This is a genomic window from Arthrobacter parietis (assembly GCF_039530425.1).
Classification (GTDB): domain Bacteria; phylum Actinomycetota; class Actinomycetes; order Actinomycetales; family Micrococcaceae; genus Arthrobacter_D; species Arthrobacter_D parietis.
Genome location: NZ_BAAAON010000001.1, coordinates 1,053,595 through 1,077,257, shown reverse-complemented (window position 1 = coordinate 1,077,257; position 23,663 = coordinate 1,053,595). Strand labels below are relative to the sequence as shown.

23 protein-coding genes, 1 pseudogene and 1 riboswitch are annotated in these 23,663 nt (G+C 63.2%); of the genes and pseudogenes, 7 read left to right on the top strand and 17 right to left on the bottom strand.

Annotation, left to right across the window (positions count from 1 at the left end; genetic code table 11):
• Positions 1-87: 87 nt before the first annotated feature.
• The 3 genes from gcvT to ABFX19_RS05020 form a co-directional block, all read right to left on the bottom strand.
• Positions 88-1,209, bottom strand: coding sequence for a glycine cleavage system aminomethyltransferase GcvT (gene gcvT, locus ABFX19_RS05030; RefSeq protein WP_346027711.1), 1,122 nt, complete (start codon positions 1,207-1,209; stop codon positions 88-90).
• 10 nt (positions 1,210-1,219) lie between these two features.
• On the bottom strand, positions 1,220-4,072 hold the full coding sequence (gene gcvP, locus ABFX19_RS05025) for an aminomethyl-transferring glycine dehydrogenase (protein WP_346027710.1): 2,853 nt from the start codon (positions 4,070-4,072) through the stop codon (positions 1,220-1,222).
• A 158-nt stretch (positions 4,073-4,230) separates the two neighbouring features.
• A riboswitch (glycine riboswitch) is annotated at positions 4,231-4,328 on the bottom strand.
• Between the two features lie 85 nt (positions 4,329-4,413).
• Entirely contained in the window at positions 4,414-4,578 is a 165-nt protein-coding gene (locus ABFX19_RS05020; RefSeq protein ID WP_277357541.1) for a hypothetical protein, read from the bottom strand.
• Between the two features lie 148 nt (positions 4,579-4,726).
• On the opposite strand from ABFX19_RS05020, the gene ABFX19_RS05015 reads away from it, so the two are divergent.
• From ABFX19_RS05015 to xdhC, 3 genes are read left to right on the top strand one after another with little or no spacing between them, the layout of a single operon-like run.
• Positions 4,727-6,223, top strand: coding sequence for a xanthine dehydrogenase small subunit (locus ABFX19_RS05015; protein WP_346028040.1), 1,497 nt, complete (start codon positions 4,727-4,729; stop codon positions 6,221-6,223).
• Positions 6,220-8,610 carry a xanthine dehydrogenase molybdopterin binding subunit gene (gene xdhB, locus ABFX19_RS05010; protein WP_346027709.1) on the top strand — a complete coding sequence of 797 codons (2,391 nt, stop codon included), beginning with the start codon at positions 6,220-6,222 and terminating at the stop codon, positions 8,608-8,610. The genes ABFX19_RS05015 and xdhB overlap by 4 nt, the downstream gene beginning before the upstream one ends.
• A gap of 1 nt (position 8,611) precedes the next feature.
• Entirely contained in the window at positions 8,612-9,454 is an 843-nt protein-coding gene (gene xdhC, locus ABFX19_RS05005) for a xanthine dehydrogenase accessory protein XdhC (protein ID WP_346027708.1), read from the top strand.
• Here the strand turns inward: xdhC and ABFX19_RS05000 are convergent.
• Positions 9,451-10,998, bottom strand: a complete 1,548-nt coding sequence (locus ABFX19_RS05000; protein ID WP_346027707.1) for a PucR family transcriptional regulator — start codon at positions 10,996-10,998, stop codon at positions 9,451-9,453. The genes xdhC and ABFX19_RS05000 overlap by 4 nt on opposite strands.
• Positions 10,999-11,168: 170 nt before the next feature.
• Between ABFX19_RS05000 and ABFX19_RS04995 the strand changes: the two genes are divergently transcribed.
• On the top strand, positions 11,169-12,551 hold the full coding sequence (locus ABFX19_RS04995) for an MFS transporter (RefSeq protein ID WP_346027706.1): 1,383 nt from the start codon (positions 11,169-11,171) through the stop codon (positions 12,549-12,551).
• Positions 12,548-13,546, top strand: coding sequence for an agmatinase (speB, locus tag ABFX19_RS04990; RefSeq protein WP_346027705.1), 999 nt, complete (start codon positions 12,548-12,550; stop codon positions 13,544-13,546). The genes ABFX19_RS04995 and speB overlap by 4 nt, the downstream gene beginning before the upstream one ends.
• A gap of 134 nt (positions 13,547-13,680) precedes the next feature.
• Here the strand turns inward: speB and ABFX19_RS04985 are convergent, their stop codons facing one another.
• From ABFX19_RS04985 to ABFX19_RS04945, 9 genes and pseudogenes are all read right to left on the bottom strand, one after another.
• Entirely contained in the window at positions 13,681-13,953 is a 273-nt protein-coding gene (locus tag ABFX19_RS04985; protein WP_346027704.1) for a DUF1905 domain-containing protein, read from the bottom strand.
• Positions 13,938-14,242 (bottom strand): annotated as a pseudogene (locus tag ABFX19_RS04980) (NCS2 family permease); the annotation flags it as partial. The pseudogene ABFX19_RS04980 and the gene ABFX19_RS04985, both read right to left, overlap by 16 nt.
• A 26-nt stretch (positions 14,243-14,268) precedes the next feature.
• Positions 14,269-14,973 (bottom strand): EAL domain-containing protein, encoded by a 705-nt coding sequence (locus ABFX19_RS04975; protein WP_346027703.1) that lies wholly within the window; start codon positions 14,971-14,973, stop codon positions 14,269-14,271.
• Positions 14,974-15,122: 149 nt separating this feature from the next.
• Positions 15,123-15,359: a type II toxin-antitoxin system RelE family toxin gene (locus ABFX19_RS04970; RefSeq protein ID WP_346027702.1), complete on the bottom strand. Its 237-nt coding sequence runs from the start codon at positions 15,357-15,359 to the stop codon at positions 15,123-15,125.
• Positions 15,360-15,411: 52 nt separating this feature from the next.
• Positions 15,412-15,690, bottom strand: coding sequence for a type II toxin-antitoxin system Phd/YefM family antitoxin (locus tag ABFX19_RS04965; RefSeq protein ID WP_346027701.1), 279 nt, complete (start codon positions 15,688-15,690; stop codon positions 15,412-15,414).
• Positions 15,691-15,720: 30 nt separating this feature from the next.
• Positions 15,721-15,846 carry a hypothetical protein gene (locus ABFX19_RS04960; RefSeq protein WP_346027700.1) on the bottom strand — a complete coding sequence of 42 codons (126 nt, stop codon included), beginning with the start codon at positions 15,844-15,846 and terminating at the stop codon, positions 15,721-15,723.
• Between the two features lie 74 nt (positions 15,847-15,920).
• Complete coding sequence (locus tag ABFX19_RS04955; RefSeq protein ID WP_346027699.1) at positions 15,921-16,208, bottom strand: DUF1905 domain-containing protein; 288 nt, start codon at positions 16,206-16,208, stop codon at positions 15,921-15,923.
• A gap of 37 nt (positions 16,209-16,245) precedes the next feature.
• Positions 16,246-17,754: an NCS2 family permease gene (locus ABFX19_RS04950; protein WP_346027698.1), complete on the bottom strand. Its 1,509-nt coding sequence runs from the start codon at positions 17,752-17,754 to the stop codon at positions 16,246-16,248.
• Positions 17,755-17,764: 10 nt separating this feature from the next.
• Positions 17,765-18,259 carry a nucleoside deaminase gene (locus ABFX19_RS04945; protein WP_346027697.1) on the bottom strand — a complete coding sequence of 165 codons (495 nt, stop codon included), beginning with the start codon at positions 18,257-18,259 and terminating at the stop codon, positions 17,765-17,767.
• A gap of 343 nt (positions 18,260-18,602) precedes the next feature.
• On the opposite strand from ABFX19_RS04945, the gene ABFX19_RS04940 reads away from it, so the two are divergent.
• Positions 18,603-19,190 (top strand): pullulanase X25 domain-containing protein, encoded by a 588-nt coding sequence (locus tag ABFX19_RS04940; RefSeq protein WP_346027696.1) that lies wholly within the window; start codon positions 18,603-18,605, stop codon positions 19,188-19,190.
• A 13-nt stretch (positions 19,191-19,203) separates the two neighbouring features.
• Here ABFX19_RS04940 and ABFX19_RS04935 read toward each other — a convergent pair whose 3' ends face one another.
• Positions 19,204-19,464 carry a hypothetical protein gene (locus tag ABFX19_RS04935; protein WP_346027695.1) on the bottom strand — a complete coding sequence of 87 codons (261 nt, stop codon included), beginning with the start codon at positions 19,462-19,464 and terminating at the stop codon, positions 19,204-19,206.
• 100 nt (positions 19,465-19,564) lie between these two features.
• Between ABFX19_RS04935 and ABFX19_RS04930 the strand changes: the two genes are divergently transcribed.
• Positions 19,565-20,560 (top strand): adenosine deaminase, encoded by a 996-nt coding sequence (locus ABFX19_RS04930; RefSeq protein WP_346027694.1) that lies wholly within the window; start codon positions 19,565-19,567, stop codon positions 20,558-20,560.
• Positions 20,561-20,576: 16 nt separating this feature from the next.
• Here the strand turns inward: ABFX19_RS04930 and ABFX19_RS04925 are convergent, their stop codons facing one another.
• The 3 genes from ABFX19_RS04925 to ABFX19_RS04915 are packed head-to-tail and all read right to left on the bottom strand — an operon-like array spanning position 20,577 to position 23,471.
• The gene (locus ABFX19_RS04925) at positions 20,577-21,428 is read right to left on the bottom strand and encodes an ABC transporter permease (protein ID WP_346027693.1); all 852 of its coding nucleotides are present in this window, start codon (positions 21,426-21,428) and stop codon (positions 20,577-20,579) included.
• The gene (locus tag ABFX19_RS04920; RefSeq protein WP_277357528.1) at positions 21,418-22,374 is read right to left on the bottom strand and encodes an ABC transporter ATP-binding protein; all 957 of its coding nucleotides are present in this window, start codon (positions 22,372-22,374) and stop codon (positions 21,418-21,420) included. Before ABFX19_RS04920 ends, ABFX19_RS04925 begins: the two co-directional genes overlap by 11 nt.
• Positions 22,371-23,471, bottom strand: a complete 1,101-nt coding sequence (locus ABFX19_RS04915; protein WP_277357527.1) for a LolA family protein — start codon at positions 23,469-23,471, stop codon at positions 22,371-22,373. Before ABFX19_RS04915 ends, ABFX19_RS04920 begins: the two co-directional genes overlap by 4 nt.
• Positions 23,472-23,663 lie beyond the last annotated feature (192 nt).

Below are 23,663 nucleotides of genomic sequence, written 5' to 3'. Positions count from 1 at the left end.
ACTCCGGCAGAGCCGGCGTTTTCGAAAGCGTGCGTTAAGCGAAGCAGCACGCGTGAAAATGCCGACTCTAACGGAGGTGCCGCAGGGCTACTTTTCGCGCTTATAGAACGGCAGCGCGACGACTTCGAACGGCTCTGCTTTGCCGCGGAGGTCGATATCCAGCGCCGTGCCCGGTTCAGCGTGCTCGACGTCGACGTACGCCATGGCGATCGGGTAGCCCAGGGTGGGGGAGGGCTGGCCGGAGGTCACTTCGCCCACCACGTTGCCGTCTTTCAGGACGGGATAGTGGCTGCGGCCTGCGCGGCGTCCGAGGCCCTTGAGGCCTACGAGCTTGCGGCCGGTGGTGGAACCGGCGCCGGCGGCCTTGAGTTCGGCCAGCGCGGTCTTGCCGATGAAGTCGGATTCCTTGGCCAGCGAGACGACCGGGCCAAGACCTGCGGCGTAGGGGTTGCCCTCGCGGGAGAGTTCGTTTCCGTACAGCGGCATGCCTGCCTCAAGGCGCAGGGAGTCGCGGGATGCGAGTCCGGCGGGGATGAGGCCTTGCCCGGTCCCGGTCTCCAGCAGAGCCTCCCACAGAGCCGCGGCATCCTCGTTCGGTACGTAGATTTCGAAGCCGTCCTCGCCGGTGTACCCGGTGCGGGCCAGCAGCAACTGCTTACCCTGAATCTCAACCTCGACCGCCGCGTAGTACTTGAGTTCGGTGACGAGTGAATGCTGTTCGGCGGGCACCAGCGTGAGCAGGATTTCCTCGGCTTTGGGTCCCTGGACAGCGATCAGTGACGTCTGGGCAGAGACGTCGTCGATGGTCACATCGAAGTTGGCGGCCCTTTCAAGCAATTCCGCGGCGACCACGGGCGCGTTGCCGGCGTTCGGCACCACCAGGTACTTCTCCTCCCCTCGGCGGTAGGAAATCAGGTCGTCGATGATGCCGCCGTCTTCCTGGCAGATCAGCGAGTACTTGGCTTTTCCGACTGCCACTGCTGAGAGCTTCCCGGCCAGTGCGTAGTCAAGGAAGGCCGCGGCGTCCGGGCCGGTGACCCAGACTTCTCCCATGTGGGAGAGGTCAAACAGCCCGGCCGCTTTGCGCACTGCGTGGTGCTCGGCGAGTTCGGAGCTGTACTTCAGGGGCATCTGCCAGCCGCCGAAGTCGGTGAATGAGGCGCCGGCCAGCTTGTGCTGGTCGTAGAGTGCTGTGTACTTCTCAGTCATCGCGGAATCCTTAGTCTTCGAAAGCGGTGAGGGGAGGGCAGGAGCAGACCAGGTTACGGTCTCCCGCGGCGCCGTCGATGCGGCCAACCGGCGGGAAGTACTTGTCCTGCCGGAGGGATGGGACGGGGAAGGCGCCCTGCTCGCGCGGGTAACGGCGCTCCCACTCTGAGGTGACGACGGCGGCAGCCGTGTGCGGTGCGTTGCGCAGCGGCGATTCCTCGATAGTGAAATCTCCGGCGGCGACCTGCTCCATTTCCTTGCGGATGGTCACCATTGCTTCGATGAAGCGGTCGATTTCCGCGAGGTCCTCGGACTCGGTCGGTTCCACCATCAGCGTGCCCGCCACGGGGAAGGACAGCGTGGGGGCATGGAACCCGAAGTCGATGAGGCGCTTGGCAACGTCCTCGGCCGTGACCCCCGTGCGCGCTGTGAGCTCGCGAAGGTCCAGGATGCACTCGTGCGCCACAAGGCCGCTCTCGCCGGTGTAGAGGACCGGGAAGTGTTCGGTCAACCGGGCGGCAATGTAGTTCGCTGCCAGGAGGGCGGACTTGGTGGCTTCGGTGAGGCCCTGGCCGCCCATCAGCTTCACATACGCCCAGGAGATTGGCAGGACGCCCGCGGAACCGAAGCGGGATGCGGAAATCGCAACACCGTGCCCTGCCTCATGGGCGGACTTGTTCGCGTCGCCCGGCATGAACGGTGCCAGGTGTGCCTTTGCAGCCACCGGCCCGACGCCGGGACCGCCGCCGCCGTGCGGGATGCAGAAGGTCTTGTGCAAATTCAGGTGAGAGACGTCCCCGCCGAACTTGCCCGGCTGGGCAAGGCCAACGAGCGCGTTCAGGTTTGCGCCGTCGACGTAGACCTGGCCGCCGGCCTCGTGCACCGCATCGCAGACTTCACGGACGTCGGCGTCGAACACTCCATGGGTGGACGGGTAGGTAATCATGATCGCCGAGAGGGCATCCCGGTGGGCTTCGATCTTCGCCCGGAGGTCCCCGTGGTCGATGGTGCCGTCCGAAGCCGTGGCCACCACAACGACCTTCATACCCGCGAGAACGGCGGAAGCAGCGTTCGTGCCGTGTGCGGACGCAGGAATCAGGCAGACGTTGCGCTGTCCCTCGCCGCGGGAAGCGTGGTAACCGCGGATAGCAAGCAACCCGGCGAGCTCACCCTGTGACCCGGCGTTGGGCTGGATCGAGACCTGATCGTACCCGGTGATCTCAGCGAGGTCGGCTTCGAGTCCGTCGATCAGCTCGCGCCAGCCTTCGGTCTGGGAATCCGGGGCAAAGGGGTGGATGGAAGCGAACTCTGGCCAGGAGATGGCCTCCATTTCAGCGGTGGCGTTCAACTTCATCGTGCAGGAGCCCAGCGGGATCATGGTGCGGTCCAGCGCGAGGTCGCGGTCCGAAAGCCTGCGGATGTAGCGCAGCAGCTGGGTCTCCGAGCGGTGCGTGTTGAAGACCGGGTGCTGAAGGTATTCCGAGGTGCGCACCGCGGCGGCGGGCAGCTCGAAGCCCGCGGCTTCCCTTACCTGACCGGCACCGAAGGCGGCGGACACGGCGGAGAGGATTTCCGGCGTCGTCGTTTCATCGACCGAGATGCCGACGGTGTCGGCGTTGACGAGGCGCAGGTTGATGCCGCGGGATTCGGCAGCGGAGACTACCTTGGCGGCGTCGCGCGGTACGCGGACGGTGAGGGTGTCGAAGAAGGAGTCGCTCGTCAGTTCCCAGCCGGCGGCCTTCAGGGTGGTGGCGAGCGCACGGGTGTTGCTGTGGACGTTCTGCGCAATGGCTTTCAGTCCGTCCGGGCCGTGGTAGACGGCGTAGAAGGAAGACACGATGGCCAGCAGTGCCTGCGCGGTGCAGATGTTCGACGTGGCCTTTTCGCGGCGGATGTGCTGCTCGCGGGTCTGGAGGGCCAGGCGGTAGGCGGTAGCACCGGCGTTGTCCTTCGAGACGCCGACGATGCGGCCTGGGAGGGTGCGTTCCATGCCGTCGCGCACGGCCATGTACGCGGCGTGCGGTCCGCCGAAGAACAGTGGAACACCGAGGCGCTGGGTGGAACCGACGGCGACATCCGCTCCCTGCTCACCCGGAGGGGTGATGAGCGTCAGTGCGAGGAGGTCAGCGGCGACCGTGACCAGCGCACCGCGCTCCTTCGCTTCTGCGATGACGGAGGTCTGGTCCCAGACACGGCCGGAGACGCCCGGCTGCTGGAGGACGACGCCGTTGATGTCGCCTTCCGGGAGTCCCTGCGAGAGGTCAGCGACCTCAACCTCGAATCCGAGCGCCTCTGCGCGGCCGAGGACGATCGCAATGGTCTGGGGCAGGCAGTCCGCGTCGAGGACCGTTTTGCCGTCCTTGACGGCCTTGTTCTTGTTGGCCCGGCGCATGAGCAGCACGGCTTCGGCCACCGCGGTGGCTTCATCGAGAAGGGAAGCGTTGGCCACCGGCAGGGCAGTGAGATCCTGCACCATGGTCTGGAAGTTGAGCAGCGCCTCGAGCCGGCCCTGCGAGATCTCGGGCTGATAAGGCGTGTAGGCCGTGTACCAGGCGGGCGCCTCGAGGATATTGCGGCGGATCACTGCCGGCGTGACGGTGTCGTAGTAGCCCTGACCGATCATCTGGACGGCGGTCTTGTTCCTGCCGGCAAGCCTTCGCAGTTCGGCCAGCACCTGGACTTCGCTGAGCGCGTTGTCCAGCCCGAGCGGGCTTTCCTGACGAATGGAGTCGGGAACGGCACTGCCAACGAGGCCGTCGACGGTGTCATAGCCGACAGCCTTGAGCATCGTGTCGATGTGGTACTGGCGGCGCGCACCGATGTGGCGGTCTGCGAACGTGGGGACGAATGACTGGACTGTCATATGAGGAACTCCATAACTCAGGTGGCGCAAAACACCACGATGACTTGGGTTCCTCCCCGCTCTGTATTGGACCTGAGAGTTTCCGTTTTTCCTGATGTTCTCAGGATCCACTTGCACCGTCGGTGAGCCCGGTTTCCCGGACTGCTTTCCAGAGTTGCCTCGCCGCGGCGGTACGTGGGCCTGAGAGATTCCTGGGGAGGATTTGCTCCTACGGCGCCTGCTGAACGTACCGGCAGGACTCTCCCGCCGCGGATCGAAAGCGTGCGTCACTGACAGGTGACGCGATTCACAGACTACCGGTTGGTTGAGTCTTCACGCAACTCCTGTACGACTGGGTCCGTCTAGTTCAGTGACTTCTCTACGTCAGCCAGTTCTGTACGCTCCCAGAGGGCAGTCTCGTATCGATGGCCAGCGGCACTAGCGCTCGATGCCGCATCCACTGCCTCCCTGAACTTCAACAACCGAAGTCGCCGCTCTTCCTCGGCAGCAGGACTTGTTGTGCTCAAAACTTTGCTCCTTTCTATCGCATGGTGGAAACGAAGTTCCGCTCGGTGGGTGTACGCTAGGTCACACCGAAACTACGTAACGAACAGTTTGACACGCTTCAGGCAGTTCGGTTGGCGCGTCGGTCCGGTTAGTACGGGAGCGTGAATGATGGACGGAATCAAGGTAACCGTCAATGGCAAAGTCCGGGACTGCAGCGGAACAAACCCCCACATTCGATTACTCGACTGGTTGCGGGATGAAGGGCTTACGGGCTCGAAGGAAGGCTGCGCTGAAGGGGAATGCGGTGCCTGCGCCGTCCTCGTAGCCCGCCCGGACGGATCCGATCGCAGCCGATGGACCTCGGTCAATGCGTGTCTCCCGCCGGCACTGGCCTTCGACGGCCAGGAAATCGTCACCGCTGAGGGTCTCGGGAACGTCTCTGATGCGTGCACGCCGGAGGACCTCCACCCCGTGCAGCGCGAGATGGCGGAGCGCGGCGGCTCGCAGTGTGGCTACTGCACCCCGGGATTTGTCTGCTCGATGGCTGCTGAATATTACCGACCGGAGCGCTCGCCCGCGCAGGAAGACAAGGAAACGGGAACCGCCGTCGTCGGTGAAGAGCACGCAACTGACCACGAATGCGGCCCCAACGGGTTTGACCTCCATGCGCTCAGCGGGAACCTGTGCCGCTGCACCGGCTACCGGCCGATCCGCGACGCTGCTTACGCGCTCGAAACACCTTCGGGCTCGGATCCGCTGCTCGAACGGCAGAACCGGCCCGCCCCCGCGCCGCAGCACACCCGTGTCAGCGGTGAATCGGAGTTTATCCGTCCGCAGTCGCTCGATGAGGTCCACCAGACATTGCGCGAGAACTCGGACGTGAAGCTGGTTGCGGGAGCGACCGACCTCGGCGTTGAGGTTAATCTGCGGCATTCCCGCCCGCCGCTGGTCCTCGCGATTGATCGGCTGGAGGAACTCCGGGCGCTGACGTTCGACGCCGATTCCATCGAGATCGGCGCCGCGCTGACACTCTCTGAAGTCGAGCGGGCACTCGACGGCCGCGTCCCGCTGTTGGGTTACCTTTTCCCGCAGTTCGCCTCCCGGCTGATCCGTAACGCCGCGACCTTCGGTGGGAACCTCTCCACGGGTTCGCCCATCGGCGACTCCGCGCCGGTTTTCCTGGCGCTCGACGCAAGAATTGTCCTCTCCTCCACAGACGGAGAGCGCGAAGTTCCGTTGTCCGAGTACTACACCGGCTACCGCCAGAGTGTTCGTCAGCCGCACGAAATGCTCCGCGCTATTCGCATCCCGTTGCCGCTCGCCGAAAGCACCGCGTTTTACAAGATCGCGAAGCGGCGCTTCGACGACATCTCAAGTGTGTCCGTGGCCATCGCACTGCAACTCAGCGGCGGCGTCGTAACCTCCGTGCGCATCGGACTCGGCGGTGTGGCAGCGACGCCAATCCGCGCTCTCGCGACGGAAGAGGCGCTCGTCGGTCAACCCTGGACGTCGGACACGGTGGCCGCCGCCGCCGTCGTCATGGCGGGTGAAGGAACGCCGATCGATGACATGCGGGCCAGCTCGCTGTACCGCTCGGCGATGCTGAGACAGGCGCTGCTGAGATTCCATGCTGAGAACGCTGAAGATCTGGAGGTGGCCAAGTGAAGTCGCTGTCGGATCGCCCAGTAAACCCCGTGGTCGGTGTCCCCGTATCCCACGAAAGCGCCGCAGCCCACGTCACCGGTACGGCTCTGTATACGGATGACCTGGTTGTCCGCAGCTCGAACGCGCTGCATGCCTGGCCGGTTCAGTCGGCGCATGCTCACGCCCGCATAGCTGGCCTGCGCACCGAGCCCGCGCTGGAGGTTCCGGGCGTCGTCAGGGTACTAACGGCGACGGACGTTCCAGGCGTGAACGACGCCGGGATCAAGCATGACGAACCGCTCTTCCCCAGCGAAGTGATGTTCTACGGCCACGCCGTGTGCTGGGTGCTGGGGGAGTCGCTAGAAGCCGCGCGCCTCGGCGCGGAGGCGGTGGAGGTCGATTACGAGCCGTTGCCGTCGTTGATCACTGTTGAGGAAGCCATCGCGGCCGAGAGCTTCCAGGGGAACCGCCCGACGGTTGCTCGCGGCGAGCCGGACAAGGCGCTCGAGGATGCAGCGCACCGGTTCAGTGGCGAGTTCCAGTTCAGCGGGCAGGAGCACTTCTACCTGGAAACGCACGCATCGTTCGCCTACATCGACGAGTCCGGGCAGGTGTTCATCCAGTGCAGCACCCAGCACCCCTCCGAGACGCAGGAAATCGTGGCGCACGTGCTGAACCTATCCAGTCACGACGTCACAGTGCAGTGCCTCCGCATGGGCGGCGGATTCGGCGGCAAGGAGATGCAGCCGCACGGCTTCGCGGCCATCGCGGCGCTCGGCGCCACGCTTACCGGCAGGCCCGTCCGGCTGCGGCTGAACCGCACCCAGGACATCACCATGTCCGGCAAGCGCCACCCCTTCCACGCCACGTGGGAGGCAGGGTTCGACGACGACGGTCGCCTCCAGGCGCTGAAAGCCACCCTCACGAGCGACGGCGGTTGGAGCCTCGACCTCTCCGAACCTGTGCTGCAGCGGGCGTTGTGCCACATCGACAATGCCTACTACATCCCGAACATCGAGGTGAACGGTCGGATCGCGAAAACCAATAAGACGTCGCAGACGGCGTTCCGAGGCTTCGGCGGTCCGCAGGGGATGCTCGTGATCGAGGATCTACTTGGCCGGTGCGCGCCGTTGCTGGGGCTGGATCCGAGTGAGCTTCGTCATCGTAATTTCTATGAGCCCGGGCAGAGCACGCCGTACGGGCAGCCGGTGCGGCACGCCGAACGCCTTCAGGCGATCTGGCAGTCGCTTTCGGACCGTGCGGACGTTGCCCGGCGCCGCGAGGAGATCGCGAAGTTCAACGCCTCGCACCCGAATGTGAAGCGGGCGCTCGGTATGACCCCGGTCAAGTTCGGCATCTCCTTCAACCTGACCGCGTTCAACCAGGCCGGCGCGCTGGTGCACGTGTATAAGGACGGGTCGGTGCTCATCAACCACGGCGGCACGGAGATGGGCCAGGGCCTGCATACCAAGATGCGGCAGGTTGCGGCGACTGCGCTGGGGGTGCCGCTGTCCTCCGTCCGGCTCGCGCCGACGCGGACGGACAAGGTGCCCAATACGTCGGCGACGGCGGCCAGCTCCGGAGCGGACCTCAACGGCGGCGCGATCAAGAACGCTTGCGAGCAGATCAGCGAACGGCTGGCGGAAGTGGCCGCGCGGAAGCTGAACATCCACCCCGACGATGTCCGGTTCGATGACGGAAAGGTCACCGGCATCGGCTTCCATGATTCGGCGATGACCTTCGCGGAGTTGGCACGTGACGCGTACTTCCAGCGAGTTTCCCTGTGGGCGGCCGGGTATTACCGGACGGAAGGACTGCACTGGGACAGCGCCCGCATGCAGGGCGAACCGTTCAAGTACTTCAGTTACGGCGCGGCGCTCGCCGAGGTGGAAGTGGATCGCTTCACGGGTGCTTACCGCCAGTTGCGCACAGACATAGTGCACGACGTCGGCGACAGCCTCTCTCCGATGATCGACGTTGGGCAGATTGAGGGCGGTTTTGTGCAGGGCGCGGGCTGGCTGACGCTCGAGGATCTGCGCTGGGATGCATCCGACGGCGCCAACCGCGGCCGGATCACCACGCCGTCCGCCAGCACCTACAAGTTGCCGAGTTTCTCCGAGATGCCCGAGGAGTTCAACGTGCACCTGTTCGAGCGGGCGACCGAGAGCGGTGTGGTCTATGGCTCGAAGGCCGTCGGTGAACCGCCGCTGATGTTGGCATTCAGCGTGCGGGAGGCTCTTCGGGAGGCGGTCGCCGCCTTCGGGCCCGGTGATGTCGAAGTGGAGCTCGCAAGCCCGGCCACCCCGGAAGCGGTGTTCTGGGCGATCGAGCGGGTGTCCGCGCCGTCGTCGTCCTCTTCTTCCTCGGGTTCCGGTGACCTTGTCACGTCCACGAGTTCAGCGCAGTGACATGGACTGGCTGGAGGCTTTGCAACGCCTGAGGTCAACGGGACAGCCAGGTGTGCTGGCGACCGTGTCCGAAGTGCGTGGGCATTCGCCCCGGGAAGCCGGGGCGAAGATGCTAGTGGGGTCGTCGTCGAGTTGGGGGACCATCGGCGGTGGGAACCTTGAGGCGACCGTGATCGATCGGGCGCGGGAGATGATGGCGGGCGGCGTTTCAGCTGCCGAGAACGTCGAGTTTTCGCTCAGCGAGCACGCGGTGACGCAGCACGGGAGGCAGTGCTGCGGCGGGAAGGTTCGGGTGCTGCTGGAGCCGTTCCTGTCGTTGCCCACGGTGGCGGTGTTCGGCGTCGGGCATGTGGGGTATGAGCTCGGGAGGGTGCTTTCGCGGCTGCCGATGAACCTGTACCTGGTGGACAGCCGCGCCGAGCAGTTGCTGCCGGAGCGGCTGGCGGATGTGACCTCGGGTGTGGCGACCGTGCACCCGGTGCATACGCCGGTGCCGGACTCGTTCCTGGGGGAGCTTCCCGCCGGTGCGCACGCGTTCATCATGAGCCACGATCACTCCGAGGACTTCCTGCTGTGCGATGCTGCGTTGCGGCGAGGTGACCTGGGGAGCGTTGGGCTGATCGGTTCGAAGGCGAAGTGGTCGCGGTTCCGGCAGAAGCTGGCGGCGGAGGGGTACGCCGAGGCGGAGATCGGGCGGATCCAGTGTCCGATCGGGCTGCCGGACGTCACTGGGAAAGCACCGGCGGTCATCGCCGTGAGCGCGGCGGCGGATCTGCTGCGGCGGCTGTCTCTCCCTGCAACGATCCAGACAACACTGATGAAAAGAAATGATTCGCATGACTAAGTTTTCAGCGTAGCTCCGGCATCCCGAGGTTGGCCCGGTCCAGCGTGGTCTTGAGGGTTCATCGTTTGCTGGATTTGCAGCGCGAACCAAAGTTGAGCCAAAGATGAGGTCTCAGCCATATCGAGACCGGTTAGTTCACCGATCCTGCGGATCCGGTAGATGATCGTTTGCCTGTGTGTGAACAGGGCAGCGGCAGTCTTCTGCCATGACCGCTGTTGATCCAGATAGGTTTCCAAAGTCTTGAGCAAGTCCGCGTCTTTTCCTTGCTCATACTCCAAAACCGGTCCGAGCAACCGTTGAACCAATGCTTGTCCCTCTTCCATGTTGGTCAAGCCAAGCCAGGATGGACCGCTTGCGTAGCGGACCAGCGACTGGCCTGATGCGCCGGCCGTTCCCAGCGCCCACAGCGATTCCTGCAGAGCACGCTGCAGCTGGGACGCGGTCGCGGGCCGGCTAATACCGATTGTGACTTGGTCTGGCAGTACATGCCATAGCAATTCATCGCCGCAGTCTGGCGGGAGCACAATATGCAGGGTATCGAACTGGCGGAGCGAAAGGTGCGCAATCCCGTGACGCCAGAACCCCACGTGGGTGGCAGTCAAGTGGGCTTCTTCAAGTCCGGAAACAGAGACCAGGACGAACTCCCCACTAGAAAAATCAAGCCTCGCGAGACGGCTCTCCAAGTCGGACAGAGCGTAACGGTCCTCGAAAGCCTGGCTCAGGAATTCGGCTCCCAGCCGCCGCTGGTCTTCCAAAGCGAGCATGGTGCGCGAAAGCTCCAACCCCAGTACGGACGCGGCATGCAATAGCACGACGGCGTCCGGGTGCTGGTCTTCCTGCGGCAGGACAATCAACAAAGCGTTCTCGTGTGTTGGCACGTCAGTCAGTAGCACGTGACGATCCTCGACACGATGCCATTGAAACTTTCTCCCCGCACCGGGAGTCATATTGATCAACGGTTCAAGTCGCGCGGCAAGCTCGGCTGGCAACAATTCCCCGCCTGGATGCCACGGATGAAAACAGCGGCGGTCGATTACGTAGATTAGGGAGCCCAATTGTGCCGCGACGCCTTGCACCAGGGCGTGCCATTGGTGAGCGAGTGGTCCAGCGAGCCGCAGAAGATCGTAGATCCTTGCTGTCTGGCGGAGCTTACGCGATTCCTCCAGTAGGGAGGATTCAGCGACCGATCGTGCAATGGAGATGAAGGGCAAGGGGTAGGGCACGTTGATGACCGGAAGAGGCAGGCGGTCGCACGCTTCCAGAAAGGCAGCGGTCAACTCCGGCGCATGCATTTTTTCCCCGATGGCCAGGGCGCTCGCGCCGGCTGTTACCAAGGCTTCCGCCAGTCCGACCTGACCCGCGGCATCCGGCGGGATGGAGAGTCCGTTAGTCATGATGATTTCACCGCCGGTGACCCATTCCCACAATCGGGGTAGGTCGGAGGTGTGCGCCCACGTAATCCGTTGGTGCAATCCTTCCGAACCGGCGATAAGGGTCAGTCCCAAGTGTGGTTCGGCTAGAAGTTCGGCGACAGTCATCGACATCTTGGTGCTCCCAGTCTGGACTGAACGGAGTCATCGACGCCGCTCATACATATGTCTAAACTCTCTCGCACTTTGTAGTCAATCAGCGGATGGTTGGTATGGCGCCGATCACAAACAATAGAGGTATCAGGATCGAGCTCAAAGATGAGCACTCACGAGAGAGGGCGGCCATGACTGCAACTAGCAATCTCATTGATGATGCCCCGCTTACTAGATTTCATAAGAAGCTGACGTTCTTTGCGTCCGGTGGTCCGTTCATCGATGGGTACGCTCTGTCGATCATTGGGATCGCATTTATCACCATGACGCCGAGCCTGCAGCTCACGACAGCAGAAATAGGGTTGATCGGGGCTGCGAGTCTCATCGGGATCTTCTTCGGCGGTGCCATCTTCGGATGGTTAACCGACAAAATCGGGCGCCACAAGATGTATATCGCAGACCTCATCGCGCTTGCCCTGTTCTCGTTGCTGAATGGTCTTGCGACTGAGGTGTGGCAGGTCGTTCTCTGCCGGTTCCTTCTCGGCATGGCGATTGGTGCTGATTACCCGATCGCGACCTCACTCTTGGCGGAGTTCCTCCCCCGCAAGGTGCGCGGTCGTTTGCTCGGCGCCACCTTCGTCGTCTGGGCCGTTGGTGCGGCCGCTGCTTTCGCCGTCGGATACCTGCTGCGGGATATAGGTCCTGACGCCTGGCGTTGGATGGTGGCAAGCCCAGCAATTTTCGCGGTCGTGACGCTGCTGTGCCGGCTGGGTACTCCGGAGTCTCCTCGCTGGCTGCTCTCTCGCGGTCGTCAGGACGAGGCACGAGCTGTCATCAAGAAGGTTTATGGGGAGCAGTATGACCTCAGCGACATCTCATCCGACGTCGAGGGAGAATCAAAGCAGGGCCGCTTCACGGACATCTTCAAGGGTGAACTCCTGAAGCGCACGCTCTTCGTCTCGATCTTCTGGACGGCGCAGGTGATACCGCTCTTTGCCGTATATACCTTCGCGCCGGACTTGCTGGCTTCCTTCGGTTTGACGGGGGACGCGAACCTTTATGGCGGATCCTTCCTGATCTCCATGTTGTTCGTAATCGGCGGGATACCAGGACTGTGGTTGGTAGAAAAGATCGGACGACGCAAACTGCTGCTGTGGTCCTTCGGGGTCATTGTTGTAGCGCTGGGTATTCCAGCGTTCATTCCGAACGTTCAAGCCGCTCCGCTGTTCATCGCACTTGCCATCTTCGCGCTCGCCTCCGGTGCGTCAAGCTTCCTCGAGGTCGTGTACCCGAACGAGCTGTTCCCAACAGAGATAAGGGCGACCGCGGTTGGTTTCGGTACAGCAATAAGCAGGGTCGGTTCAGCCGCCAGCACATACCTCATGCCCGTTGCCATCATCAGCTTCGGGGCTGCTGGATCGCTGCTCATCGGGGCACTGGTTTCCTTGGTGGGACTTCTGGCTACATTCCTGCTGGCGCCCGAAACTGCCAACAAATCCCTCCACGAACTCACTGGAAAAAAAGCGCCGGGCATGATGCCGGCGGAATTAGCTAAAGAAGGATCACCGCTATGACTATCAGTAACCCTATCGGCCCCGTCGATGCGACAAAGGTTCCTCGCTACGCAGGCCTCGGCACATTTGCCCGGCTTCCCCAAATTGATCGGGTGCAGGACTATGACATCGCCATCGTGGGAGTTCCTTTCGACGGCGGAACGTCATTCCGGCCAGGCGCCCGCTTTGCTCCGGCAGCTGTCCGTGAAGCATCCCGGCTGCTGCGTCCTGGTTACCATGTGGAGCTGGACGTCGAACCAGTGAACGAGAGTCAGGTTGTTGACGCGGGGGACATCGCCTGCACGCCGTATGACATCACCCGCGCCGTGCAGGAAATCGAAGAGCAAGCCTTTCCGCTTATGGGACGGGACCGGAGGCTCATCTCGATCGGGGGGGATCACACCATCGCACTACCGATGCTGAGGGCGGTCAATAAGGTACACGGACCGGTAGCCCTGCTGCATTTCGATGCGCACTTGGACACCTGGGATACGTACTTTGATCAGCCGGTCACACACGGCACCATGTTCCGCCGGGCATTTGAGGAAGGGCTGTTGGTGGAGGACCGGTCAATACATGTAGGAATCCGGGGCCCCGTCTACGATCGCAACGATTTCCTTCGCGACCACGAGTTTGGTTTCCAGATCCTGCGCTGCTCCGATCTAGATGTCATCGGGGTTCCTGGTGCAATCCAGCGCGTCAAGGAACGGTTAGGGGGCACGCCGGTCTACGTCTCCATCGACATTGACGTCCTCGATCCCGCGTTCGCGCCGGGAACTGGCACACCCGAGATGGGCGGTCTGCACTCCCGCGAGCTGCTCGCGCTGCTCCGGGGCCTCAATGGAATCAACATCGTCGGCGCCGACGTGGTGGAGGTTGCACCCGCCTACGACCACGCCGATGTCACCAGCCTCGCTGCCGCAACCGTGGTCTTCGACCTTCTGGCGCTCATGGTCAACCGCGATAAAGGCGCTACTTTCGATGAGGAAGAGTTGTTACTGACGGTTGATCACTGAGAATAATGAGTCGGGACGAAAGCACCTAAAGGTGCGTTCCTCCCGACTCATTGTTAATCCCGCACACCTCGACGTCTCACGCCGTGATGGACAGCTCAAGCCCACAGCGTCGCCGTCGTCGATCCCTTCATCCTCTATGACGAAGTCTTAATCGGCACAATGTATCCACCGTTCTTCGAGAACGTGGCAGTGGTCCAGGTGGTGCCGCCGATCGTCACCGCTACCGGAATCATTCTCCAGCCGTAGCTCACGATCTTTGATACCGCCCGGAGCTCAGCGCACTGCTCCTCCGGCACCGTTACGAAGTGGAACGGTGCCGCCGGGCCCCGCCAGTACCAGATCTCGCCCTGAAAGGTCAGCTTCACGGGTGAGCATACTGCCGAGGGGACGGTCACCCGCCCATCCATATCGTGATTGGGCCGCGAGCGAAGTAGACGAGGAACCCGGCTGCCACCACCCAGAGGAGCGGATGGATCTTGCGGCCTTTCCGGAGGAGGCCCGGATGATGACCCAGCTGATGAAGCCGGCACCGATGCCGTTGGCAATCGAGTGGGTCAGCGGCATGGTGACGAAGGTGAGGAACGCGGGCAGCGCGATGGAGAAGTTCCGGAAGTCGGTCTCGCGGATCTGCGCCACCATCATGGCGCCGACGACGAGGGCTTCCGCTGCTACCTCCGGGGGTACCACTGCCGTCAGTTTGCACATCGAGTCGGCAGAAATAACTAGGCCGTCCCGGCGGGGACAAACTGCACCCGCGGAAGCTGCTCGAACACGGGCTTCGCGAACCAGTAACCCTGGAACAAGCGGATGCCGGCGGCAGCCAGGCACCTGAACTCCGCCTCGGTCTCGACGCCTTCTGCGAGAACAGTTATGCCGAGCTCCCGAGCCATAGCCAGGATGCCGGTCACTACGGCTTGGCGGGACGGACTGTTGTCAATGCCTCGAACGAGTTTCATATCGATCTTGATGAGGTCAGGTTGGAATTCAACCAGTAGGCCCAGCCCGGCGTGGCCGGCACCGAAATCGTCGATGGCCGTGGTGAAACCGTGCTTGCGGTATTCAGTGACGATGTTGGTGAGGTGAGCGGTGTCCGTCACCTCCTCGTTTTCCGTGAATTCGAACATGATCGACGACGTCGGGAAGCTGTATCGCTCTGCTGCCCGGAGGGTCGCCCGGAGGCATGCGGCGGGTTCGTAGACTGCATTCGGCATGAAGTTGATCGAGAGTTTCAGGTCTTCGCCTGCAGGAAACAGCCGCGATGCGAGTTCTATCGCCTTGACCCGGCAATCCTGGTCAAAGCGATACTTCTGCTCCGCGGAAACTTTGGACAGGACCTCAAAGGCGCCCTCGCCCGATACCCCTCTGACGAGGGCCTCATATCCCCACACGCGATGCTCAACCGCGTCATAGATGGGTTGGAAAGCCATGCTGAAGTCAAGGTCGAGTTTCGATGATGTCGCGCAGCCGTTACATGCCATGCGGAATGGCCCCCTCACTGGTCCCGTCCACAATAAGACACCTAGAGGGACATGGCACTCAACTGACGCGCCGCCGGATGAGTCGGTGGCGGCTCCGGCTAACGGGCCTTGTATACGCTGGATCGTCGATGTTCGATGCGATGAACATACAGAATGTGCTCTTTGACGTCGAGGGTGAACAGCACGCGGTAATCCCCCCGGCGTGCGGTGCGCATACCTAGGAGTTCATTCGTGAGGGGCTTGCTCAGCCGGTGAGGATTATCGGCCAGGACTCCGGTGACGAATTCGACGATTGCGGTGGCAGCCTTTTCCGGCAGCTGACGAAACCCCTTCAATGTGGGACTGGTGACTTTAATCTTCCATCGGTCAGGACCGTTCGACCGTGCTTTACTCACCGGGCGGCAGCCCAAACTCACGCCGCAGTTCATCGCCGCTCACCGTGTTGCCTTCCGCGATGTCACGTTTAGCCTGCTCGAGGTCTTCTCTTATGCGAGGCTGCGAGAGCCAGAAGATGGTTTCCTGAAGGGACTCCAGATCATCAGCGGACATCAGAACGGCAGATGGACGCCCGTGCCTAGTGATGTGGATGATTTCGTGCGTCCTGTCCGCCTCGTCGACCAAGGACGAGAGTTTGTCTTTCGCTTCGCTCAGCGGCACCGTTCTCATCCCCTTATTCTAGCCTGAAGTCTGGCTAGATTAGGAGGATGAAGCAGCCGTGCGCTTAGCCCACTCCTCGCAGAGGATAACCTGCTCCTGCTCGCTGAGCGTGTCATAGGAGCGCGCGCCTGCAGTAAGACGGTTGGGCTGGCTGCTTCTCGTCATATGGGAAGGGTAGCGCCGCGCCCGACTGATCTAATACCCGCCCATCGCCCTTCCGTCGTGCACGGCCCCAGCGGTCAAGCACCTATCGACAGCACAACCGTCACCGTGTCGCCGTCGTCAATCCGTTCGTCTTTCCTCACGAAGTCCTTGATCGGCACAATGTAGCCGCCGTTCTTGGGAAACAGGGACGTGGTCCAGGTCGTCTTACCGATCGTCACAGACGCCGGGATCATCCCCCAGCCGTAGGTGACGATCTTCGACACCGCCCGGATCTCCACGCACTGAAGGTCCGGCACCGTCACAAAGTGATACGGTGCCGGACCTCTCCAGTACCAGATCTCGCCCTCGAAGGTCAGCTCCACGGGGTCAGCCTAGACCCGATTTACACGAGGGGAAGGTCTATCCGCCCATCCAGATCGTGATCGGGCCTCGCGCAAAGTAGACGAGGAACCCGGCTGCCACCACCCAGAGGAGCGGATGGATCTTGCGGGCCTTCCCGGAGGGCGCCCGGATGATGACCCAGCTGATGAAGCCGGCGCCGATGCCGTTGGCGATCGAGTAGGTCAGCGGCATGGTCACGATGGTGAGGAACGCGGGCAGCGCGATGGAGAAGTTCCGGAAGTCGATCTCGCGGATCTGCGCCACCATCATGGCACCGACGACGACGAGAGCTGCCGCCGCTACCTCCAGCGGCACCACTGCCGTCAGAGGAGTGAAGAACATGGCGGCCAGGAAGAGAGCTCCCGTCACCACTGAGGCAAGGCCGGTCCGTGCACCTTCACCGATGCCGGAAGCGGAGTCGATGAACACGGTATTGGAAGAGGCCGACGTCGCGCCGCCGGCAACCGCACCCACGCCCTCGATCACCAGCGCGGACTTCAGGCGAGGGAAGTTGCCGCGCTTGTCAGTCAGACCCGCCTGTTTGGCAAGCCCGGTCATGGTGCCCATCGCGTCGAAGAAGTTCGTGAACACGAGCGTGAACACCAGCATGGTCGCAGCCAGGATACCGATGCGGTCGAACGCACCGAAGAGGTCGAACGCTCCCACGAGGCTGAAGTCCGGCAGCGAGACGATGTTCGAGGGGATGACGGGAGCATTGAGGTGCCACCCTGCAGGGTTGTCCGGTCCGCCCGCACCCAAACGCAGCGACATTTCGACGATGATTGCGATGACCGTGGTGACGATGATGCCGATGAGCAGCCCGCCCTGGACCTTCCGGGCGATCAGGATGCCCATGGTGACCAGGCCGATGATGAAGACGAGCGTCGGCACGGTGGTGATGGAGCCGCCGTCGCCCATTTGTACCGGCGGGCCGCCGGCCGTACGGGTGACGAAGCCGGAGTCCACAAAGCCGATGAAGGCGATAAACAAGCCGATTCCTACGGTGATTGCAGCCTTGAGCTGGCGCGGTACGGCGTTGAAGATAGCGGTTCGGGCTCCGGTCACCGCGAGCAGGACGATCAGCAGGCCGTTGATGACTACGAGACCCATGGCTTCGGGCCAGGTGACGTCGCCTACCACCGAGACGGCGAGGAAAGAGTTGATTCCCAGCCCGGCGGCGATGCCGAAGGGTAGATTCGCGACCACACCGAAGAGGATGGTCATGACGCCGGCGGTCAACCCGGTGACGGCGGCAATCTGGGTGGCTTGAAGCCAGCCGCCTTCGACGTCGAGTGCCGCGGCGTCGGGGCTGAAGCCGCCGAGAATCAGCGGGTTCAGAAAGACGATGTACGCCATGGTGAAGAAGGTGACAAAGCCGCCGCGGACCTCGCGGCTGTTTGTCGAACCGCGTTCGGTGATCTTGAAGAACTTGTCGAGCGGGCTAAGCGTCCCGGGTTGTACGGGCCGGCGTACTGAACGGGAACCTCGGGGCTCAGGGTGGCCGCCGGTCTCGGTGAGGATTGCCATGGCGTGCTCCTTAGTAATCCACGCGGGCAACGAGGTTGCTCCACGCTTCGAAGGGTGCCAGAGCAGTTACTTCCGCCGAGGGCGTGAGTTCGTAGTGGCGCACCGGCATGATCCGGTCCTCCACAGGGGTGGCGAAGAAGTCGTAGAAGACGGCGTCGTCAAACCCGGCCTGCGCGGCGTCGTTCCGGTCTGCAGCGAAGACGACGGCGTCCACCCGGGCCCACAGCGCGGCCGAAAGGCAGAGCGGGCACGGCTCGCAGCTTGTGTAGAGGGTGCTGCCGGATAGGTCGAAGGTTTCTAGCGCTGTGCAGGCGTTGCGGATAGCCATCACTTCCGCGTGCGCCGTTGGATCGTTGGTGGCGGTAACCCGGTTGGCTCCTTCGAAGGCCCGACCGTCGAGCGTCACGATGAGCGCACCGAACGGGCCGCCGGAGTTGTGGACGTTATCAGTGGCCAGGGAAATTGCCCTGGAGAGGAACTGCTCTTCTTTGGTGGTGGTAGTCACGGTGATTCTCCCGAACGTGGGGCAGCAATCACTCGAGTCCACGGGCGCCAACGATTCAGCGGTGTTCTGCGACCAGACTGCTGCGGGGTATGGGGATTTGCAGGTCCACCTGGTAGATAGCTCCGATTGGAGCCCGCCGTTGGCTTCGTTGTACGACGTTAGCAGTCAAATGTGACTTGGGCCATAGTTTCGATGAAACTTTCTTTTCATCCAGCGGAATTAATCTCCCAATGCTGGGTCACATTCCGACACGACATGCCGCAGGGCGCCCGGGCTCCCCGGTTCGGGAGCAATCGGCTGTCAAAATTTTCTCGGAAGTACAGCAAATTTGAGAGGTCCACACATGAGTGCCCAAGACAACACAGCAGCCCGCCTGAAGGCCATCGTCCAGGTCCTGGCGGAAGAGCCCGGCACCCCGGTGAAGGGTAGCGATGTGCTGGCAGCCGCGGTTGCCCGGATGCCGCTCAGCGCGTGGGAAAGCGAAGTCCTCAGCGGCGGCGTTGCACGCGGCGTGAAGCGTCTGTCCGCAGCGACAGCCACGCTGGTCAAGGAAGGCCTGATCCTGAAGGGCCGCACCGGATGGACCATCACCGAAGAGGGCTCCCGCTATGCAGCCGCGCCGGGCGCCGTGGCGCTCGCCGGTAACTTCGGCCACCGACTGGGTGCCGAGGACTGGGCACCCGCAGCCGACCAGGTGCAGATGGCGTACAGCCCCGTATCCCAGAGCTGGGAACTCACCGCACAACTGCCCGCCGGTACTTACGAGTACAAGGTCGCCATTGACCGCTCCTGGGAAGAGAACTACGGCGCGTTCGGCGTCAGCAACGGTGCAAACCACGTACTGCAGCACGACGGCGGTGTGGTCACCTTCCGCTACGACCACCGCTCAAAGGACGTGGAAGTGACCGTCCTGGACGGCGCGCTGGTCTAGCTCTCCTCAGGCTCTAGCTTTCCTCGTCGCCGGGCTCGCGGGCCGGGTTCTCCCGGCCCATTTCGTCCCAGTGGCCCGAGTTATCGGCGGCGTCTTCCGGCTTGTCTCCGGGTTGGTCGCCGCCGACGAAGGCCGCAGGAACAGCACCGGCTGCGTGTGTTCCCTGTTCTTCGCGGATGTTTTCAGCGTCTCCTGCGCGTGGATCAGGTTCCAGGACCGCCTCGCGGCGGTCGTCGTCGTGCGCTTGGGTACCGTCAGTGGTGTTGTCCGTCATGAGGGCGATCCTTCCACCCTTGCGGTGGGCGCGCTAGCGTAGCCGTACTCCGGCACACGGATGCTTGAGTATCCTCCTACACACCGGAAAGAGAGCTGTCATGTCTGTGCTGCCCACGGCCGAATTGCATCTGCACATCGAAGGAACGCTCGAGCCGGAGTTGATCTTCGCACTTGCCGGGCGCAACGGTATTGAGCTGCCCTATGCGGACGTTGAGGAGTTGCGCCGGCAGTACCAGTTTGCGGATCTGCAGTCCTTCCTCAACCTGTACTACGACAACATGGCTGTCCTGCAGACGGAGCAGGACTTCGCGGACATGACGCGGGCGTACCTCGCCCGCGCTCAGGCAGCGGGCGTTCGGCACGCCGAAATCATGATGGATCCGCAGGCGCACCTGTCCCGCGGCATTTCGCTGGCCACCTGCGTCAACGGTGTCGCGTCGGCGCTTGCGGGCAGCGAGGAAGAGCTCGGCATCAGTACTGAACTCATCGCTGCGTTCCTTCGTGATGAGCCCGCCGAGGAAGCGCTCGCCGTGCTCGAACAGTTGCTGGCGATGGAGGCTCCGATCATCGGGATCGGGCTGGATTCCGCGGAGGTGGGGCATCCTCCGCGCGACTTCGTTGCCCTCTATGAGCGTGCACATGAGGCGGGGCTGAAGTGCATCGCGCACGCGGGAGAGGAAGGACCGCCGGAGTACATCCGGGAGGCGCTCGATCTGTTGAAGGTGGCGCGGATCGATCACGGCATCCGGTGCATGGAGGACGAGGAACTGGTGCAGAGGCTTGCCGCCGAGCAGACACCGCTGACGGTCTGCCCGCTGTCGAACGTGCGCCTGCGCGCTGTCGATACCCTCGCCGATCACCCGCTGCCCCGCATGCTTGAGCGGGGGCTGAACGTCTCGGTGAACTCGGATGATCCCGCCTACTTCGGCGGATATGTGGACGACAACTTCATCCAGCTGCAGTCAGTCTTCAGTTTCGACGACGACCAGCTCGCGCAGCTTGCCGCGAATTCCGTGCGGTCCGCGTTCATCACAGACGCGCGGCGCAGGGAGCTTCTTGCCGAGATAGAGGCGTGGCGGGCTGAGCGGCCTTAGCCTGTTTGCATGACGCTCAGGCCAGAACGTCCTTGGTGCTGAACCGGCCGTAAGCCAGGGCGCCGAACACCACCACATAACCGGCCTGAAGCAGGGCGTTCGCGGCGAACGAGTCCCACACAATCGGATCCCGCAGCAGGTCCGCGAAGCCCAGCCAGTACTGCGTCAGCAGCCACGGGTGAATCCACTCGAGCTGCGGAAGCTGCCCCATCACCTGGCTGACGACGGACGCCACGACGGTCGCGGCCATCGCGCCCACCGGAACGTCGGTGAGCGTGGACATGAAGAGCCCGACGGCGCACAGTCCGAGCAGCGACAGCGTCACGTAGAGGCACACCAGCGCAATGCGCAGCAGCGCTTCCGGCACACCGATGCTGGTGCCGGAGAGCAGGGTCACCGGCCCAATCGGAAACAGCAGCGCTCCCATGAGGGTGCCGACTATCGCTACCGTGAAGGTCGCAGCCAGACAGAAGACGACGGCGCCCACATACTTCACTGCCAACAGCCGCCCCCGCGCCACGGGAGACATGAGCAGGTACCGCAGGGTGCCCGTGCTTGCTTCACCCGCGACGGTGTCACCGGCAACCACTCCGACGGTCAGCGGCAGGAACAGAGGGATCGCAACGATGGTCGCGACAACGGCGACAAAGAGTCCATTCTGGCTCACCTGATCGAGGAATGCGGGCCCGCGCCCGGGTGAGGGACCGGAGGACAACCTCACGGCAACGGCGATGAGCACCGGTATCGCGGCAAGGGCCGCCAGCAGTGCCCAGGTGCGGCGGCGACGGAAAAGGACAGACAGCTCAGACGCCAGGAAGCGGCCTCCGGCACTCTTGCGAGGCGCTGAAACAGCAGTACTACTGGACAACGTCGAATCCCTCCCCGGTGAGCGCTACGAACAGATCCTCGAGCCCGGCCTGGTCCACGCTGAACCCGTTCACCCGCACGTCCGCCTCGACCAGCGCCCGCACTACCCGATCCGGTGCCAGCCCTGCCGGAAGCAGCGCGGTGACGCTGTGCGCGCCGGAGGTGGCGCCGTCGTCGTCCGGGGTTGTCCCCAGCCGGTGAAGCACAGCGTGCGTCTGCGGCACATCAGGGGTGATCACGCGGATGCGCGGTTCACCGGAACGGCGCAGCTCATCGAGGCTGCCCTGGGCCACGAGCGAGCCGGCGCTGAGCACCGCGGCGTGGGAGCAAATCTGCTCGACCTCCGTCAGCAGGTGGCTGGACACGAAAACGGTAGTGCCTTCCTCGGTGAGGGAGCGCACGAGGTGCCGGACTTCGCGGGTGCCCTGCGGGTCAAGGCCGTTGGTGGGCTCGTCCAGGACGATCAGGTCGCGTTGCGTGAGGAGCGCGTTGGCGATGCCGAGACGTTGCTTCATCCCGAGCGAGTAGCGGCCCACCTTTTTGCCTGCGGCCTGCGAAAGCCCCACCCGTTCGAGTGCGGTCTCAACACGTTGCCGGCGTGTGGAGGGGGAGACGTAGCGGTCAGCGGCGTCGAGGCGGAGGAGGTTCGCGGTACCGGAGAGGAAGGGGTAGAAACCCGGGCCCTCCACGAGCGCGCCGACCCGGGGGAGTACCTCCTGCAGCGCTCGCGGGATGTCTTGCCCGAGTACCCGGACCTCCCCGGACGTTGCTGACGCGAGGCCGAGCAGGATGCGGATAGTGGTGGTCTTTCCGGAACCGTTGGGGCCGAGGAAACCGAACACTGATCCGCGCGGCACCGCGAGATCGATGCCGTTGACCACGTCCCGGCCGCCCAACCGCTTGGTCAGGCCTGCTGTCTCGATGACGAGGTCGGCGGCCCCGCTCACTGTCCGGAAGCTACTGCCTGCAGGCGTTCAACGGTGACGGAGCCGGCGAGGATGCGGCCGTCGTCAGTGATGAGGACGTTCACCAGCGCGGTGGACAGGAGCTGACCGCCGTCGACTGCTGTGCTGAGCTGCATCAGTTCCGCTGGAATCTCCTGCTGACCGGCAGGAACAACGACGACGGCGTCCCATCCTTCGCCTACCACTGTCGGCTTTTCTGCAGCTTCCTTGTCAGCGTGCTCGCGCTGGTGCTCGGCTTTGTGATCGCCTGGATCCACCTCGGTGACCGTTGCGCCTTCCGGCGGGGTGAAGGCGAACAGTTCTGCTGACGGTTCCTCGTAGCTGATTTCGGTGAACGTGGAGCTGTACGCCGGGTCGGTGGAGCCGGCGGCAGCGACGGTGACCCCGAGGGCAAGGCCGGTTTCGCCGTCGACTGCGATGCTGACCGAACCCACGAGGGTCTCGGTGGAGCGCGGAGTCAGCACGAGATCGTAGACGGCACGCCCGGCGACCATGCGGTCCGAGCCGACGGTGACCTCGGTGGACGGGTCGATCTTCTCGAGGAAGTGGGCGGCGACGTCGTTCGGGGCGGACGTGGCGCCGTCGGGCTTTTCATGGTCATCAAGCGTCGCGTGAATGGCCTCGTTCTCATCCGAGTCGTAGTACCAGAGGTCATCTCCGTTGCGGACGACGTTGCGTTCTTCAAGCGGATCGAGCACCTGAAGGCGGGCCTGATCAGGACCATTGACGAAAACCTGGGCGGTGTGGGATCCGGTGATGAGCCCCATGGCGGCGCTGGCCGGGGAGGGTTCGCCGCCGTCGTCGTTAGTTGTTCCGCCTGTTGTCCCGCCGCCAGGACTCATCGCGCCGAGAGCGGAGAGGTCCGGAAGGCCGAGGTTTGAGCTTTGTTCCACGGTGCCGGAGAAGGCGTCAGCGTCTTTCTCCTGAACCAGCGCGAGGACTTCGGCGGCGGTCTTGTCAGGAAGATCAACCGCCGCGTTGGCACTGAAGGGGGCCACGAGCGCTGCGGCGCCCACCGCCCCGGCGGCAACGACTGCCGGCGTCCACTGACGCCATGATTTTCGCCCTGTACGAGTCATTGCGAACTTCCTCGTTCTGGTGGTGGTTTTAGGATGCGGTCCTGCGCGCCACGCTACACCCGTAACCTGAGAATTGCGTTGGAGTTTCCGCCCTTCTCCACCCGGAAGTTTTGTGCAGGTCCGGTGGGTCGAGGGCGTCGTGAAGTCGCCATAAATGCGCAAAAGTTCCGGGTTCAGCTAGCGTGAACAACC

Coding starts and splice junctions, on each gene's coding strand:
- gcvT (WP_346027711.1), bottom strand. CDS start 1,209: ATGACTGAGAAGTACACAGCACTCTACGACCAGCACAAGCTGGCCGGC.
- gcvP (WP_346027710.1), bottom strand. CDS start 4,072: ATGACAGTCCAGTCATTCGTCCCCACGTTCGCAGACCGCCACATCGGT.
- ABFX19_RS05015 (WP_346028040.1), top strand. CDS start 4,727: ATGGACGGAATCAAGGTAACCGTCAATGGCAAAGTCCGGGACTGCAGC.
- xdhC (WP_346027708.1), top strand. CDS start 8,612: ATGGACTGGCTGGAGGCTTTGCAACGCCTGAGGTCAACGGGACAGCCA.
- ABFX19_RS05000 (WP_346027707.1), bottom strand. CDS start 10,998: ATGTCGATGACTGTCGCCGAACTTCTAGCCGAACCACACTTGGGACTG.
- ABFX19_RS04995 (WP_346027706.1), top strand. CDS start 11,169: ATGACTGCAACTAGCAATCTCATTGATGATGCCCCGCTTACTAGATTT.
- speB (WP_346027705.1), top strand. CDS start 12,548: ATGACTATCAGTAACCCTATCGGCCCCGTCGATGCGACAAAGGTTCCT.
- ABFX19_RS04985 (WP_346027704.1), bottom strand. CDS start 13,953: ATGGATGGGCGGGTGACCGTCCCCTCGGCAGTATGCTCACCCGTGAAG.
- ABFX19_RS04975 (WP_346027703.1), bottom strand. CDS start 14,973: ATGGCTTTCCAACCCATCTATGACGCGGTTGAGCATCGCGTGTGGGGA.
- ABFX19_RS04965 (WP_346027701.1), bottom strand. CDS start 15,690: ATGAGAACGGTGCCGCTGAGCGAAGCGAAAGACAAACTCTCGTCCTTG.
- ABFX19_RS04960 (WP_346027700.1), bottom strand. CDS start 15,846: ATGACGAGAAGCAGCCAGCCCAACCGTCTTACTGCAGGCGCGCGCTCC.
- ABFX19_RS04950 (WP_346027698.1), bottom strand. CDS start 17,754: ATGGCAATCCTCACCGAGACCGGCGGCCACCCTGAGCCCCGAGGTTCC.
- ABFX19_RS04940 (WP_346027696.1), top strand. CDS start 18,603: ATGAGTGCCCAAGACAACACAGCAGCCCGCCTGAAGGCCATCGTCCAG.
- ABFX19_RS04935 (WP_346027695.1), bottom strand. CDS start 19,464: ATGACGGACAACACCACTGACGGTACCCAAGCGCACGACGACGACCGC.
- ABFX19_RS04930 (WP_346027694.1), top strand. CDS start 19,565: ATGTCTGTGCTGCCCACGGCCGAATTGCATCTGCACATCGAAGGAACG.
- ABFX19_RS04915 (WP_277357527.1), bottom strand. CDS start 23,471: ATGACTCGTACAGGGCGAAAATCATGGCGTCAGTGGACGCCGGCAGTC.